Annotated in this window: 10 protein-coding genes; 4 read left to right on the top strand and 6 right to left on the bottom strand. The window is 63.0% G+C overall.

The genetic code is table 11. From position 1 onward, the window contains the following. Positions 1-28: 28 nt before the first annotated feature. The 5 genes from ACIROY_RS00710 to ACIROY_RS00690 are packed head-to-tail and all read right to left on the bottom strand — an operon-like array spanning position 29 to position 6,603. Positions 29-2,548: a DNA internalization-related competence protein ComEC/Rec2 gene (locus ACIROY_RS00710; RefSeq protein WP_402338950.1), complete on the bottom strand. Its 2,520-nt coding sequence runs from the start codon at positions 2,546-2,548 to the stop codon at positions 29-31. Positions 2,549-2,550: 2 nt separating this feature from the next. Continuing rightward, on the bottom strand, positions 2,551-3,348 hold the full coding sequence (locus tag ACIROY_RS00705; RefSeq protein WP_402272141.1) for a TatD family hydrolase: 798 nt from the start codon (positions 3,346-3,348) through the stop codon (positions 2,551-2,553). Between the two features lie 58 nt (positions 3,349-3,406). Then, complete coding sequence (gene argE / locus ACIROY_RS00700) at positions 3,407-4,579, bottom strand: acetylornithine deacetylase (RefSeq protein ID WP_402272143.1); 1,173 nt, start codon at positions 4,577-4,579, stop codon at positions 3,407-3,409. A gap of 46 nt (positions 4,580-4,625) precedes the next feature. Then, a complete protein-coding gene (lolD, locus tag ACIROY_RS00695; protein WP_402338949.1) occupies positions 4,626-5,345 on the bottom strand; it encodes a lipoprotein-releasing ABC transporter ATP-binding protein LolD in 720 nt (239 codons plus the stop codon). Beyond that, complete coding sequence (locus tag ACIROY_RS00690) at positions 5,338-6,603, bottom strand: lipoprotein-releasing ABC transporter permease subunit (protein WP_402272149.1); 1,266 nt, start codon at positions 6,601-6,603, stop codon at positions 5,338-5,340. The genes lolD and ACIROY_RS00690 overlap by 8 nt, the downstream gene beginning before the upstream one ends. 237 nt (positions 6,604-6,840) lie before the next feature. Between ACIROY_RS00690 and ACIROY_RS00685 the strand changes: the two genes are divergently transcribed. The 4 genes from ACIROY_RS00685 (at position 6,841) to ACIROY_RS00670 (ending at position 12,697) form a co-directional block, all read left to right on the top strand. Beyond that, a complete protein-coding gene (locus ACIROY_RS00685; RefSeq protein WP_402338948.1) occupies positions 6,841-7,914 on the top strand; it encodes a hypothetical protein in 1,074 nt (357 codons plus the stop codon). A gap of 10 nt (positions 7,915-7,924) precedes the next feature. After that, positions 7,925-9,619 (top strand): single-stranded-DNA-specific exonuclease RecJ, encoded by a 1,695-nt coding sequence (recJ, locus tag ACIROY_RS00680; protein ID WP_402272154.1) that lies wholly within the window; start codon positions 7,925-7,927, stop codon positions 9,617-9,619. Between the two features lie 97 nt (positions 9,620-9,716). Next, positions 9,717-11,081: a TAXI family TRAP transporter solute-binding subunit gene (locus tag ACIROY_RS00675; RefSeq protein WP_402272157.1), complete on the top strand. Its 1,365-nt coding sequence runs from the start codon at positions 9,717-9,719 to the stop codon at positions 11,079-11,081. Then, the gene (locus ACIROY_RS00670; RefSeq protein ID WP_402272159.1) at positions 11,078-12,697 is read left to right on the top strand and encodes a diguanylate cyclase domain-containing protein; all 1,620 of its coding nucleotides are present in this window, start codon (positions 11,078-11,080) and stop codon (positions 12,695-12,697) included. The genes ACIROY_RS00675 and ACIROY_RS00670 overlap by 4 nt, the downstream gene beginning before the upstream one ends. Here ACIROY_RS00670 and ACIROY_RS00665 read toward each other — a convergent pair. After that, a complete protein-coding gene (locus ACIROY_RS00665) occupies positions 12,666-15,809 on the bottom strand; it encodes a multidrug efflux RND transporter permease subunit (protein ID WP_402338946.1) in 3,144 nt (1,047 codons plus the stop codon). The two genes, ACIROY_RS00670 and ACIROY_RS00665, sit on opposite strands and share 32 nt — an antisense overlap. Positions 15,810-15,875: the final 66 nt, after the last annotated feature.

Below are 15,875 nucleotides of genomic sequence, written 5' to 3'. Positions count from 1 at the left end.
TTTCGCTGTTCGGCGTGCTTTTTTTCCGCTATTTTCCGTACCAGTAACGCGCATGTTCGCGACGATATTCCTGCACGCGGATCTTGTCGTCCGCCTTGTCGAATTGCAGCGAGATGGCGCCCGCCTCGTCGTTACGCAGGCCGCGTATGCCCATGCTGCCGTAGCGTGCGTACACTTCCGGCTTGGGATGATTGAAACGATTGCGGTAACCGACCTGGAACAAGGCCAGGCTCGGCTGCACCGCCTGCAGGAAAGCTTCCGTCGAGGACGTGCCGCTGCCGTGGTGCGGCGCCAGCAGGACGTCGGCGCGCAGCCGGGCGGCGTCGGCGCCGTTGACGAGCTCATCTTCCTGCACCGCCTCGATGTCGCCGGGCAGCAGGATCGCCCGCTTGCCCAGACTGACTTTCAGCACGCAACTGCGCGCGTTGGGCTTCCACTTGTCGCTGTCGTAACTGACCGGCGCGGGATACAGCATGTCGAACGCCACGCCGTCCCAGCGCCAATGCTGCCCAGCCTGGCAGCGCCTGTGATCGGGCGCGGCCCGGACGATCGCGCTGGCCGGCGCCAGCGAGGAATACACGCGATCAACGGCAATGTCCTTGAACAGCGACAACGCGCCGCCGGAATGGTCGTTGTCGTTATGCGAAATCACTACCGCGTCGAGATGATCGATGCCGCGTGCGCGCAGATACGGCACGATCACGCGATTGGCGCCGTCGGATTCCGGCGAATAATACGGACCGGTGTCGTACAGCAGCCTATGGCCCGGCGTCTCCACCAGCAAGGCCATGCCCTGCCCGACGTCGAAGGCCGTCACATGGACCTGGCCCTGCTCCGGCCACGCTGGCGTATTGAAGATCAGCGGCAGCCAGCCGAATAGTCCCAGCCAGCGCGCTGGCCAGCCACGCGGCGCCAGTAGCAGCAAGGTCCCGCCCAGCGCCACTGCAAACACCCACAGCGGCGGCAACGGTGCCTGCCACACGGCAAACGGCTGGCCGGCCAGCCATTCCAGCAACTGCACCAGCCACTCCAGTACCGCGTGCGCGGCCAGCAGCAACCATTGCGACAAGGGTGGCGGCAAGATGCTGCCCAGCAGCGACAGCGGCGCGACCACGATGGTGATGAGGGGAATCGCCACCGCATTGGCCAGAGGACTGAGCAGCGAATACTGACCGAACAACACCATCGTCAACGGCAACAAGCCGAGCGTAACGACATACTGTGTATAAGCGCCCGCACGCAACGAACGCCAGATCCTGGCAATGCGCGAAGGCCGGCGACGGCGCTGCACCGGCGTCAGTATCTGCGGCTCGGCCGACACGTCTGCGCCGATGCGCCCGGCAGAGGCATAGAGGATGATCGCAACCGCACCGAACGACAACCAGAAACCCGGCCACAGCAAGGCCCACGGATCGAACAGCAGCACCACCGCCAGCGCCAGCGACATCACGTAGGAAATATGCGTCAGCCGCCCCGTCCAGTACGCCAGCCCGACCACGCACAGCATGTACAGCGTGCGCTGCGCCGGCACGCCGAATCCCGCCAGCAGTACATAGACCAGCGCCGCCGCCAAACCAGCCAGCACCGCCACCTTGGGTGCCGGCAACAGCAGCGGCAATTGCGCCCGCGTGAAGAATGAGCGCCGCCACAGCCAACCGAAGAACGCTCCGAACAGGCCGGAGATCAGCGTGATGTGCAATCCCGAGATCGCCACCAGATGGCCGACGCCGGTGCGGTTGAAGATGCTCCAGTCGGATTGCTCGATGGCGCGTTGGTCGCCGATCACCAGTGCGACGATGACGCCGGCATATTTCTGTTTCGGCAGCGTGGACATGATGCGGTCGCGCAGCCAGGCGCGACCGTGCTCGATGGCGTTGGAGGGCGTCCAGACGAATGCCTGCAGGCGATGATTCTTGTAGGCAGATTGCTGATCGGGGCGCACTGAACCGGTCGCCCGCAAATTCTGCTCAAGCAACCAGACTTCGTAGTCGAAACCGTGCGGATTGGCGTTGCCGTGCGGACGCTTGAGGCGCACCGTGAACTGCCAGCGTTCTCCGGGACGCACCTCGGGAACTGCCTGCGCCGCCTGCCCCGACTCGCCGCCGGCCTGCCCGAAAGCGCCGGGGCTGTACCAGGACAAGGCAATCCGCTGCGGCACCGGCGGTCTGCCGCCGTTTTGCGGGGCGATTCTCTCGACGTTGAAACTGAAACGCACGCCGCGCTCGAAACGATACGGCAGGCTGTCGATGGTGCCGACTACCACCACGTCATGGCCTTCCCATGCTGCCGGCAAGGCGTCATCGAGCCGGTACTGCGCGATCAGGCCGCCCCAGGCGAAACCGGCGCAAAGTCCAGCCATATTGAACAGCACGATACGCAGGACGGCGTGCCACCCGGCGCGGACGCCGGCATGGCGCAACCACCAGCACGCCAGCAACAGCAGCACCGCCGCTGCCAACAGGGCCATCTGCCCTTCAAAAGGAAGCAGTTGCGCCTGCATCTGCAAAAAGGCAATTCCTGCGGCGAAACCGAGAATCGCGCTGCGCATGCTTATGTCGCCGCAGCCAGGCGCGACAGCACCGCGTGCGCGTTGGCACTGGTCGCAGCAGCAACGTCGGCGATGTCCATGCCGCGCAATTCGGCCAGCACCTGGCCGATGCGCGGGATCTGGTCCGGCGTATTGCGCTGCGGATGCAGCCACGCGGGCGAAATATCAGGCGCATCGGTTTCCAGCACGACGGCCTCCAGCGAGACCTCCGCAGCCAGCCGCCGTATCTGCAACGAACGAGGGAAAGTCATCGCGCCGCCGAAACCCAGTTTGAAACCCAGTCCGATGAAGGTTTCGGCCTGCTGGAAGCTGCCATTGAACGCGTGCGCGATGCCGCCCGGTACAGCGATGCGGCGCAGGTATTTGAGGATGATGTCTTGCGAGCGGCGTACGTGCAGCAGCACCGGCAAATCGAACTCGCGCGCCAGCTTGAGCTGCTCGCTGTAGAAGTATTCCTGCTTCTCGCGCATGGCAGGTTCTTTCAGCGCGGGGACAAAGAAGTCCAGGCCGATTTCGCCGATGGCGACAAAACGCTTGTCACTGAGCGCGGCCTCAATCGCATTGCGCAAGACCAGCAAATCGCTCTCGTCGCAGTTGGGGATGTACAAGGGATGGATGCCCAGCGCATACACGCAATTGCCGCGTTGCTGCGCCAGCCGCGCGACAGCGTCGAAATTGAACGGCGCCACCGCCGGCACCACGATCATGCCTACGCCCTGCCCGGCCGCGCCATCGGCGACGGCGAGCTCTTCACCGGCAAACTCGCCGGCATCGAGATGGCAGTGCGTATCAATCCACATACGTGATCCACATGATGGCGGCGATTCAGAATGATGCTGCGGTAGCGCGCAGCGGTCGTCAGGCTGCTTGCAGCGAACGCCCCAGCTTGCGCAGGAAATCTTCGCAGCGCTGCAATTGCGCGATCGCCACGAACTCGTTCGGTTTATGCGCCTGGATGATGTCGCCGGGACCGCACACAATGGTCGGGATGCCGATTTGCTGGAACAACCCCGCTTCGGTGGCGTAGGCGACCTTGCGCTTTTCGTTGTCTTCGGTCAAAGCGCGCACCAGCGCCGTGATGGCTTCCTGCTCGGCGGTTTCCAGCGCCGGGCTGGCCGCGATGATGCCGATGTCGATCTTGGCGTCCGGATATTCGGCCTGCATTTTCGGCAGCAAATGATCGCGCACATATTGCGTGACCTGGGCCTGAATCTTGTCCGGCGACATACCCGGCAGATTGCGGAATTCATAGGTGAATTCGCACAGGTCAGGGATGGTGTTGATCGCGATGCCACCGCGGATCTGGTTGGTGGTCATGGTCGAAAACGGCACGTCGTACAGCGTGTCGTACGGACCGTTGACCTTGTAAGCGTCGGCAAAGTCGCGGATCGCGCAAATCAGGCGCGCCGCGTATTCGATCGCGTTGCAGCCCTGTGGCGTGAGCGAGGAATGCGCCGACTTGCCGTGCACGCGGCAAGTGAAGGCATTGATGCCCTTGTGCGCCACCACCACCTGCATGTTGGTCGGTTCACCGACGACACAGCTGTCCGGACGAATGCCGCGTTCCTGCAATTCGGCCAGCATGCTCGGCGCGCCGGCGCAGCCGATCTCTTCATCATAGGAAAACGCCAGATGCAGCGGCTTGCTGCGCGGCATCGCCAGGAACTCCGGCACCAGCGCCAGCGAGGCGGCGATGTAGCCCTTCATGTCGCAGCTGCCGCGGCCGTACAGCAAGCCGTCGCGTTCGGTCAGCGTAAACGGATCGCTGTCCCACTTCTGACCGTCGACCGGCACCACGTCGGTGTGCCCGGACAGCACGATGCCGCCCTGGATCGTGCCGGCTTCCGGCCCTTCCGTGGCCGGCAGCGTGGCGAACAGGTTGGCCTTGGTGCGCTCCTTATTGTGCGCGAACCACGGCGTGATGCCCTGCGCCTGCAAACTGTCGCGCACCGAGGTGATCAGTTCGAGATTGGAATTGCGGCTGGTGGTATCGAAAGCCACCAATTGTTCAAGCCATTGACGTGTGTTCATGATGAAATCCTTGTTTCCTGTTTGTTTCTGTTTCAGTTTTTGCCGCTCAGGCGACATACGGCAGCAAACCATTCTCCGACAAGCGCAGCACCCGCCCGCAGCGACGCGCCAGTTCGATGTCGTGGGTGACGATGACGAACGCCGTGCCCAGCGTTTGCGACAGTTCGATCATCAGTTCAAAGGTCTTGTCTGCGGTGCTGCGGTCGAGGTTGCCGGTCGGCTCGTCGGCCAGCACGCAGGCCGGATTGGTGACCAGCGCACGCGCCAGCGCGACACGCTGGCGTTCGCCGCCGGACAGCTCGCCCGGTACGTGGCGCACGCGATTTTCCAGGCCGACGCGGGCCAGGATCTTGCGCGCCTGCTCCTGCGCCTGGTCGCGTTTGACGCGACGGATCATGAGCGGCATGGCGACGTTGTCGAGCGCCGAAAACTCCGGCAGCAAGTGATGGAACTGGTAGACGAAACCGAGCGCCGCATTGCGCAAATCGCCGCGTGCAGTTTCACCCAGATTGGCGAAGTCCTTGCCCTGCAAGGTGACGCTGCCGGCAGTAGGCGTATCGAGTCCGCCCAGCAAATGCAGCAGCGTCGACTTGCCCGAACCGGACGCACCGACAATCGCGACCTGCTCGCCTGGTGTGACATCGATGTCGATGCCGTTGAGCACCTTGACCGAATATTTTCCTTGCGTGAAGGTCTTGCCCAGCCCGCGGCAGGACAGCACTGCCTGGTCTTGTTGATTCATGTTGTTGTTCGTTGGATTATTCATAGCGCAGCGCCTCCGCCGGTTTCACGCGCGCGGCAGCCCAGCTCGGGTACAGCGTCGCCAGGAAGGCCAGCACCACCGCCACCCCGCCGATGGTCCATACATCGGACCAGATCAGGTCGGACGGCAATTCGGAAATCACGTAAATGCTCTTGGGCAGGAATTGCACATGCAGCAGTCGCTCGATGGCCGGCACGATGACGTCGATATTGAGCGCCACCACCACGCCGAACGCCACGCCAAGCGCGGTGCCGATCAGGCCCACCAGCGCCCCCTGGATCACGAAGATCTTCATGATCGATCCGGGCGACGCACCCAGCGTGCGCAGGATCGCGATGTCGGCCTGCTTGTCGGTTACGGTCATCACCAGCGTCGACACCAGGTTGAACGCCGCCACGGCGATGATCAGCGTCAGGATGATGAACATCATGCGCTTCTCAGTCTTCACCGCGGCGAACCAGTTGCTGTTCTGTTGCGACCAGTCGCGCAGGTAGAGGTTACCGGTCAGCTGCGTCGATAATTCCTGCGTCACCTGCGGCGCCTGCAGCATGTCCTTGATGCGCAGGCGCACGCCGGACGGCGCGTCAAGACGGAACAGCCTCTCTGCATCTTCGATCTGGATGAAGGCCAGCGAGGAGTCGAACTCGTAATGTCCAGCCTCGAAAATCCCCACCACTGTAAATTGCTTCAGCCGCGGCAGCACGCCGGCCGGCGTCACCTGCCCTTGCGGCGCAATCAGCGTGACCTTGTCGCCCAGCGTCACGTGCAGGCTGCGCGCCAGCTCGCCGCCCAGCACGATGTTGAACTCTCCGGGCTTGAGGTCGGAAAACTTGCCTTGTTTTACCTGGCCGGCGACGTCGGAGACCTTGGGTTCTTCGCTTGGCAACACGCCGCGAATCACCACGCCGCGCACATTGTCGTCGCGCGTCATCATCGCCTGCGCCGCCACGTACGGCGCCGCGCCGATGACTTCCTTGTTCTGGAAAGTCTGCTTGGCCACAGCCTGCCAGTCCGGCATGGCGCCGGATGCGTCGAACACTTCGATGTGCGAGAGCACCGACAACATGCGGTCGCGCACTTCCTTCTGAAAGCCGTTCATTACCGACAGCACCACGATCAGCGCCGCTACGCCGAGGCCGATGCCGGCCATGGAAATCAGGGAAATGAAGGAGATGAAACTATTGCGGCCGCTGCGTTTGCCGGCCCGTGTATAACGAATGCCGACCAGCCATTCGAACGGTAAATTTTTTATCAGACTCAAACCTTGACTCTCTTTTCTGGAAACGATGCCGGACGACAATGCGCCAGTTTGCCACACTCTCCGTCATCTTTCACTGTCCCATTGGGCCCGGGACAGTTAGGGCAGACGCCGGATGAGACCTTGAAACGTCTGCGAAGTTTTGGCGGCCACGTTTTTTTACGGTTTCGACATACGCCGACAAGCCGCTTCCATAGGGGGTTTTAGGCCAGAAGCTTGATTTTCGCCTACAATCGCGGCATGAATCATCTCGACATACTTCTCCCTTTCGGGCTGCCGCAAGCCGAAATGGCGCGCGATCTGGTGCGCGAATGCAAGGCTCCCGCGCTGGCCATGCTGTTGGCGCGCAGCAAGACTGCCGCGCCTCTGCAACGTCTCGATCCGTTTTCCCGTGCATTACCGCATGAGCACTGGCTGGCCGAACGCTTTAACCTGGCCGCATCCGCACCCGGCGCGCCGCAGCAGGATGAGCGCGGCAACAGCCCGGCGGTATCCGCCGCCGTACTGCGCAATCGCGTCCACCCGCCCACGCCGGCCGAAGGCCACTGGTTCATCGTGCAACCGGCGCACATCCACGTCGCACGCGACCATCTGGTGCTGACCGACATCGGCCAGTTGGACCTCGAAGAAGCCGAATCGCGCCGCCTGTTCAACTCCGCCCTGCCGCTGTTCGAAGAAATCGGCCGCACGCTGGTCTACGTCGACCCTGCCACCTGGCTGCTGCGCGCCGACGACTGGGCCGGCCTGCGCACCTCGTCGCCGCAAGCCGCCAGCGGCCGCAACATCGACATCTGGATGCCGGAAGGCCCGGGCGAACTGGCCTGGCGCAAGCTGCAGAACGAAGTACAGATGCAGTGGTTCTCCGAATCAATCAACGATGAGCGCGAAATGCTCGGCAAGAAGCCGGTCAACTCGCTCTGGATCTGGGGCGGCGCCGCTGCTGCCTCGACCATCCCGACGACGATCTATCAGGCCAGCTTCAACCTGAGCGGCTGGCCGCAGGCGCTCACCGCAACCGCGCAGCACAGCGCCGCACCCGAAGGCGTGCTGGCTGCGCCCGGCGAACACGGCTTGCTGCTGCTGAGCGATTTGCTGGAACCGGGCCTGACCGATGAATGGGGCTTCTGGCTGCAACGCATGGAGGCGCTCGACAACCAGTGGTTCGCGCCGCTGCTGCAAGCCGTACGCAGCAAGCGCCTCGCCACCTTGTCGCTGGTCTTCACCGGCCAGGACAAATTGCAGCACGTGACGGTCACTCCCTCGTCGCTGCGCAGGTTCTGGACCAAGCCTTCGCTGGCAAAACTTGCAGCATGAGATTGACGCCATGATCCGCATTGCCACCCGCAGTTACGACCCGCGCGACGTCGACAGCCTGATCCACAGCGGCATCCATCCGGTGCTGGCGCGCGTCTATGCTGCGCGCGGTCTGCTCAACGCCAAGGACTTGTCGAGCGAACTGGGCGCACTGATTGCGCCGTCCGGCCTGTTGCATATCGACGCGGCGGCGATCTATCTGGCCGACGCCATTGCCGCCGGGAAAAAGATGGTCATCGTCGCCGACTACGACTGCGACGGCGCCACCGCCTGTGCGGTGGGCTTGCGCGGCCTGCGCAGCCTCGGCGCACAAGTCGACTACATCGTGCCGAACCGCTTCGAATACGGCTACGGCCTGACGCCGGAAATCGTCGAACTGACCATCCGCGAAAAATCGCCCGACATCATCGTCACCGTCGACAACGGCATCGCCAGCATCGACGGCGTCGCCGCGGCCAAGGCGCGCGGCATCGACGTCGTCGTCACCGACCACCACTTGCCCGGCGACAGCCTGCCGGACGCGCGCGTGATCGTGAATCCGAACCAACCGTCCTGCGGGTTCCCGAGCAAGAACCTGGCCGGCGTCGGCGTCATGTTCTACGTTCTGTTGGCGCTGCGCGCCGAGATGCGCAAGCGCGGCATTTTCGACGCCCAGACCCAGCCCAAGCTCGATGCGCTGCTCGACCTGGTGGCATTGGGCACGGTTGCCGACGTCGTCAAGCTCGACGCCAACAACCGCATCCTGGTGGCGCAGGGACTGAAACGCATGCGCGCGGGCCGCATGCATCCCGGCATCGCCGCGCTATTCCGCGCCGCCGGCCGTGAAGCGCGCCGCGCCACGCCGTTCGACCTCGGCTTTGCGGTCGGCCCGCGCCTCAATGCCGCCGGCCGCCTGGCCGACATGGCGCTGGGCATCGAATGCCTGACCACCGACGACGAAGGCCGCGCCTGGGCCATCGCCCAGCAGCTCGACGCCATCAACCGCGAACGGCGCGACATCGAAGCCGGCATGCAGGATACGGCGTTGAACCTGCTGGACGATTTCAATCCGCAGGACCGCCGCACCATCAGCGTGTTCGACGCCTCCTGGCACCAGGGCGTGATCGGCATCGTGGCCTCGCGCCTGAAAGACAAGTTCTACCGCCCGACCATCACCTTCGCGCCCGGCGACGAAGGCCTGATCAAGGGTTCCGGCCGCTCGATCGCCGGTTTCCACCTGCGTGACGCGCTGGACCTGGTGTCCAAGCATGCGCCTTCGGTGATCACCAAATTCGGCGGCCATGCGATGGCGGCCGGACTGACGATCCACGCGGAAGCCTTCGACGCCTTCGCCCAGGCGTTTGAAGAAGTAGGTAAAGATTGGTTAAGCCAGAACCAGCTCGAACGCGTGGTCGAAACCGACGGCGTGCTGGAGGACGCCTATTATTCAGTCAATTTCATCAGCCTGATGGACGACCAGGTGTGGGGACAAGGTTTTGCCCCACCGGTGTTCTGCGATCGCTTCCGCGTGCTGAGCCAGCGCATCCTCAAGGAAAAGCACCTGAAACTGCTGCTCGAAAAGAACGGCCAGAAATACGACGCAATCTGGTTTGGCAACACGGATGCGCTTCCCGATTACGCAAGGGTTGCATTTAGACTGGATGCCAACGAATATAACGGCACAACCAAGGTACAGTTGATGGTGGAACACGCAGAACCGGCTTAGAGGGACGCCGTCAGGGAATTGACAGCAAAGGTAAGCCGGCGACAGAAGCAGCGCTTAACAAATTTTGAGCGCCAACAAGTAAAAATAGCAGCGACCAATGTCCAAGACTCCTCTTCCGCTGCACCGGATTCAAAAGCCGCCGATGACGCCGCAACGGCTGCGCCGCCTGATGCTGATCGGCTCTCTGGTGCTGCTGGCTGTCTGCTGGATCGTGCTGGCCATGCTCAAGCCCGCCACCCAAGGCAAGATCGTGATGACCGCCGGCGCAGAAGGCGGCATCTATCACAACTACGCGCAACGCTATGCGCAAATCCTCAAGCGCGACGGCATCACGCTCGATATCCGCACCTCGTCCGGCTCGGTGGAAAACTTCCAGCGCCTGCGCGAAGACGACAGCGAATTCCAGGTCGGCTTCATCCAGTCCGGCACCGGCAACGGCGAGCAGGCGCCCGGCATACAGACCATCGCGGCGATTTCGTATGAGCCGATCTGGGTCTTTTACCAAGGCAATGCCACCTACGACAGGCTGTCGCAACTGCGCGGCAAGCGTATCTCGCTGGGACTGCCTGGCAGCGGCCTGCGCATCGTCGCCAACGACCTGCTCACCGAAAACGGCATCACCACCAACAATTCCACCCTGGAAGAACTCAACGGCAACAACGCCTACGAGCAGCTGCTCAACAACAAGATCGATGCCGCCTTCTTCATCGGCCGCGCCGACAGCCAGCTGATTCATACGTTGCTCAACAGCGGCATCAAGCTGATGAGTTTTTCGCAGGCCGATGCGCTGGTGCAAAAATTTCCATCGCTGTCGAAGATCACCTATCCGCGCGGCGCCACCAGCCTGATCAACGACCGCCCGTCGCATGACGTCACGCTGCTGGCCGCCACTGCCATGCTAGTGTCGAAGGAATCGTTGCATCCGGCGTTGGCCTACCTGCTGCTCGACGCTGCCAACGTGATCCACAATGCGCCGGATTTTTTCACGCCGCGCAATTACTTCCCGAATCAGAACATCGAAGACTTCAACATCTCCGACGAGACGCGCCGCTATTTCAAATCGGGCCGCCCTTTCCTGCAACGCTACCTGCCGTTCTGGCTGGCCAATTTCATCGAACGCCGCTTCACTATTTTGCTGCCGTTCATCGCGGTGCTGTTCGGTCTGATCCAGGCGGTGCCGCGCATCTATGAAGCCAGTATGAAAAAACGCCTGGTTGTGTGGTACAAGGAAATCCATCTGCTGGAAGAAGAGATCTGGAACACGCATGAACCATCCGACGAAAAGCTCGCCGAGTGGCACGCCGAAATCGAAGAGATCGACGCCAACGCCAACCAGATCGACATTCCGCAACGCTATTACGGCGACGTCTATGCGCTCAAGCAAGCCATCCGCGTGGTGCGCGACCGTGTAAGCGAAGTTGCGAACCAACGAACAATAACAACACCTGCATCTTCCGTATGAATTTCAAACGCTTTTTCAACAGTCTTGTCACCCGTCTGGTTCTGTTCGGCACTCTGGTCGTTCTTGCCAGCGCGGTCGCGCGCTTTCATGTGCTGACCAATTTCCTGCATGACGACCTCAGCGAAGTCGCTGCCGATCAGCAAAGCACGATCGCAAGTTACCTGGCTCAGGACATCAACTACCGCATCGTCGAGCGGCGCCGCTTCCTGGAGCAGCTGGCGCGCATGCTGCCGGCGGAATTGCTGGACCAGCCGGAAAAGCTGCGCTCCTGGCTGCAGGAACGGCAAGAACTGCAACCCTTGTTTTCCATGGGCTTGTTCGTCGCCGACGCCAATGGCGCCGTCATCACCGACTACCCGCCGGCAGCCGGACGCCGCAATCTGTCGCTGGCGATTTTTCCTGATTTCCACCTGGTCAAGGAAGGCAAATTCATCATCGGTGAACCTTTGCTCAGCCCGATCGATCAACGTGCCATCCTGCCGATGCTGGCCCCGGTGCGCGACAGCGGCGGCAAGTTCGTCGGCGTACTGGGCGGCGTCACCGCGTTGGCCGCGGCCGGCTTCCTTGATCATCTGCAGCAGGCGCGGCTGGGTGACTCCGGCAGCTTCCTGCTGGTGTCGCCGGCCAAGCGTCTGATCCTTGCCTCCAGTCAGAAAAACCTGATTTTCAAACCGCTGCCCGAGGTCGGCGTCGATCCCATGCTGGACAAGGCAGTCGGCGGCTATCGCGGCAGCGGCGTCGGCGCCAACGGCGATATCGATGAGATCAAGGCCATTGCCGACGTGCCCAGCACCGGCTGGTTCGTGGTGGCGCGCCTGCCGGTGAAAGCAGCGTTGCCGACGGTGGACCGCGTACAGGCGTTCATCGTGCGCGGCGGCGCCATGCAGGCTGCGGTGATTTTCCTGTTAATCATTCTGGCCATCGTCTGGTTCTTCCGCCCGCTGCGGCGTGCTGCCGACCAGGCCGAACGGATGACCAGCGGCGAGTTGCCGCTGACGCCTTTGCCGGTCTATCGCAACGATGAAGTCGGCCATCTCACGATGGCGTTCAACCGGCTGCTGTCGCGCCTCAAGACGCACCAGTCGGAATTGCAGCACCAGGCGCATCACGACACCCTGACCGGCTTGCCGAACCGGGTCATGCTGGCCGAACGCATGCAGCAGGCGATTGCGCAGACGCAGCGCGGCGTGGCGCTGTTGTTCCTCGACCTCGACAGCTTCAAGCCGATCAACGACACGCTGGGCCACAAGGCCGGCGACCAGGTGCTGCAGGAAATCACCCAGCGGCTGCAAAAGGTCGCGCGCCATAGCGATACGCTGGCGCGCGTCGGCGGCGACGAATTCGTGCTGCTGGCGACCGACCTCGGCGCACCGCTGGAACACGGCGCCCGGGCCCTGGCGGAAAAATGCATCCGCGTCGTCTCCGAGCCGCTGCGGATTGGAGACGACTACTACGAGATCGGCGTCTCGATCGGCATTGCCGTATGCGAGACGTATTGCGATCCCGACACCCTGCTCCAGGCCGCCGACAAAGCCATGTACGACGCCAAGAACAGGGGACGCGGTTGCTACGTCATCGCGCCGGTCATGGAAGCGGCGGTGCAGACGCCGGCATGAACTTGCCGCGCTGTTGACGCCATTGCGCCAGCCGCTCCGTGAACCCCAGTACGACGACAAAAAACACCGGTACGAAAAACACCGCCAGTACGGTGGCGCTGACCATGCCGCCGAACACGCCGGTGCCGATGGCGCGTTGCGTTTCCGCGCTCGCGCCGCCGGCCAGCATCAAAGGCAGCACACCCAGCGCGAATGCCAGCGAGGTCATCAGGATCGGCCGCAGACGCAGGCGCGACGCCTCCACCGCCGACTCAACCAGGCCCTTGCCCTGCTCGCGCAACTGCCGGGCGAACTCGACGATCAGGATCGCGTTCTTGGCCGACAAACCCATGACCGTGATCATGCCGACCTTGAAGAACACGTCATTCGGCATGCCGCGCAAGACCACCGCCAGCACCGCGCCGAGCAGGCCCAACGGCACCACCAGCATCACCGACAGCGGGATCGCCCAGCTCTCGTACAGCGCCGCCAGCACCAGAAACACCACCAGCGCCGACAAAGCCATCAGCATCGGCGCCTGCGCGGCGGACTGGCGCTCCTGCAGCGACTGGCCAGTCCACTCGAGGGCGAACCCCGGCGGCAATTGCGCCACCAGGCGCTCCATCTCCTCCATCGCCTCGCCGCTCGAGGCGCCCGCCTTGGGCGCACCCGAAATGCGCACCGCAGGGTAACCCTGGTAGCGCACCAGCTGTTGCGGCGACACGCCCCACACCGGCTTGACCAGTTCCGACAGCGACACCATGCCGTCGCCGGCATTGCGCACGTGCAGCTTCAATACGTCCTCGACCTGCATGCGCGCCGAGGCGTCGGCCTGCACAATCACTTGCTGCATGCGTCCGGCGTTGGGGAAGTCGTTGACGTACAGCGAGCCCATCGCGCTCGACAAGGTCTCGTTGATGGCATTGAACGAAACGCCCATCGCCTGCGCCTTCTGGCGATCGATTTCCAGGCGCACGCTGGCGCCGCTCGGCAGCTCTTCGGCATAGACGTCGCTGACGACGCGGCTTTTCCCTGCTGCTTCCAGCAGGCTTGCCTGCGCCGCCTTGAGGGCAGCATAACCCTGGCTGGCGCGGTCTTCCAGGCGCATCGTGAAACCCGACGAGTTGCCCAGTTCGTCAATCGCGGGCGGCAGCAGACTCATGCTGACGGCGTCGGCGACCGGCTCCATCGCCTTGTGCGCACGCTCTGCTTCGTCGGCAGCAGTGGCGCCGTTGCGCTGGTCCCAGTCCTTGAGCATGGTGTAGGCCAATGCTGCATTCGGTCCTGAACCGGCGAAGCTGTAACCGAGGATGGACTGGTTATTGTCGATCGCCGGGCGCGACGCCAGGTGGCGCTCGAACACCTTGACCGCATCGAGTGTGCGTTCCGCGGTGGCGTCCGACGGCAACTGGATTGAGGTCATGAAATAGCCCTGGTCTTCTTCCGGCAAGAAGGCCGACGGCAGCATCGTGAAGGCCGCCGCCAGCGCGGTCACCAGCGCCGCAAACAGCAGCATCACCCTGCCGCTGCGCCTGAGCAGGCGCACCACGCCGTTTTCGTAGCGCTGCGTCATGCGTTCGAAGCGCGCGTTGAACCAGCCGAAGAAACCGCGCTTTGCATGTGACTCGGGACCGATCGGCTTGAGGATGGTGGCGCACAACGCCGGCGTCAGCGTCAGCGCGAGGAAGGCCGAGAACAGGATCGCCACCGCCATCGACAGCGTGAACTGGCGATAGATTTCGCCGACCGAACCGCTGGCCAGCGCCATCGGGATGAACACCGCCGTCAGCACCAGCGTGATGCCGACCACGGCGCCGGTGATTTCGCGCATGGCGCGCGAGGTCGCCTCCTTGGGCGACAAGCCTTCGCTTGCCATCAGGCGTTCGACGTTTTCCACCACTACGATCGCATCGTCGACGATGATGCCGATCGCCAGCACCATGCCGAACATGGTCAGCACGTTGACCGAGAAGCCGGCCACCAGCATCACAGCGAATGTACCGAGCAAGGCGATCGGCGCAACGATGGCCGGAATCAGTGTGTAACGCACCTTTTGCAGGAACAGGAACATCACCAGGAACACCAGCACCATCGCTTCGATCAGCGTGACGATGACTTTCTGTATCGATATCTTGACGAATGGTGCGGTGTCAAACGGCACCGAATACGCCATCCCCGCCGGCATCGTCTGCGCCAGCACCGCCATGCGCTCGCGCACTGCCTGCGCGGTGCGCACCGCATTGGCGCCGGGCGAGAGCTGGATCGCGGCAGCGGTCGATGGTCGTCCATTTTCGCGGTTGGCGTAGGCAAAACTTTGCGCACCCAGTTCCACCCGCGCGACGTCGCGCAGCAACACCTGGGCGCCGCCGCGGGTGGCGCGCAAGACGATGCGTTCGAACTGTTCCGGCGTTTTCAATTGGCCTTCGATGGTCAGCGGAATCGTCACGCGCTGACCCGGTTGCGCCGGTGCATCCCCTACGCGGCCCGGCGCGATCTGCGCGTTCTGCTGAGTGATGGCGCTGCTGACGTCGCCCATGGTCAGCTTGTAGCCGATCAGTTTGGCAGGATCAACCCAGATGCGCATGGCGCGCTCGGCGCCGAACAATTGCACCCGGCCGACGCCGTCGATGCGCCGCAATTCCTCGACCACGTTGCGCGCCATGTAGTCGCCCAAGGCCATCTCGTCGAACTTGCCGGTCGGCGAAGTCAATCCGACCAGCATGAGGAAGCCGGAGCCGGACGCCTCCACCGACAAGCCGTTCTGGCGCACTGCCTGCGGCAGGCGCGGCTCGACCGTCTTGAGGCGGTTCTGCACGTCCACCTGCGCCAGGTCGGGGTCAGTGCCCGGCTTGAAGGTCGCAGTGATCTGCGCCGAACCGGAGGTGTCCGACGACGACTCGAAATACAGCAGGTTCTTGACGCTGGACAGCTCGCGCTCGATCAGGCTGACCACCGAGTCGTTCATCGACTGCGGCGTGGCGCCGGGATAGGTGGCATAGATACTGACGCTGGGCGGGGCCACCGTGGGATAGCGTGCAATCGGCAACTGCGGTAAGGCGATCAGTCCCAGCAAGATGATGAAAATCGCGACCACCCAGGCAAACACCGGGCGGTTGATGAAGAACTGCGGCATGCGTCTTTTCCTGTCGGGCGCGGCGGCCCGGATTATGTCGTTGTACTTGCGCGCGTTTGCGCTTGA

This window comes from Herbaspirillum sp. NPDC101396 (assembly GCF_044767365.1).
GTDB lineage: Bacteria > Pseudomonadota > Gammaproteobacteria > Burkholderiales > Burkholderiaceae_D > Herbaspirillum.
The sequence above is the reverse complement of the archived record's forward strand: the minus strand, read 5'-3'. Positions and strand labels throughout refer to the sequence as shown.

What these genes read in the sequence shown, in the direction of transcription:
- ACIROY_RS00710 (WP_402338950.1), bottom strand. Translation starts at nt 2,548, where the DNA reads ATGCGCAGCGCGATTCTCGGTTTCGCCGCAGGAATTGCCTTTTTGCAG.
- ACIROY_RS00705 (WP_402272141.1), bottom strand. Translation starts at nt 3,348, where the DNA reads ATGTGGATTGATACGCACTGCCATCTCGATGCCGGCGAGTTTGCCGGT.
- argE (WP_402272143.1), bottom strand. Translation starts at nt 4,579, where the DNA reads ATGAACACACGTCAATGGCTTGAACAATTGGTGGCTTTCGATACCACC.
- lolD (WP_402338949.1), bottom strand. Translation starts at nt 5,345, where the DNA reads ATGAATAATCCAACGAACAACAACATGAATCAACAAGACCAGGCAGTG.
- ACIROY_RS00685 (WP_402338948.1), top strand. Translation starts at nt 6,841, where the DNA reads ATGAATCATCTCGACATACTTCTCCCTTTCGGGCTGCCGCAAGCCGAA.
- recJ (WP_402272154.1), top strand. Translation starts at nt 7,925, where the DNA reads ATGATCCGCATTGCCACCCGCAGTTACGACCCGCGCGACGTCGACAGC.
- ACIROY_RS00675 (WP_402272157.1), top strand. Translation starts at nt 9,717, where the DNA reads ATGTCCAAGACTCCTCTTCCGCTGCACCGGATTCAAAAGCCGCCGATG.
- ACIROY_RS00670 (WP_402272159.1), top strand. Translation starts at nt 11,078, where the DNA reads ATGAATTTCAAACGCTTTTTCAACAGTCTTGTCACCCGTCTGGTTCTG.
- ACIROY_RS00665 (WP_402338946.1), bottom strand. Translation starts at nt 15,809, where the DNA reads ATGCCGCAGTTCTTCATCAACCGCCCGGTGTTTGCCTGGGTGGTCGCG.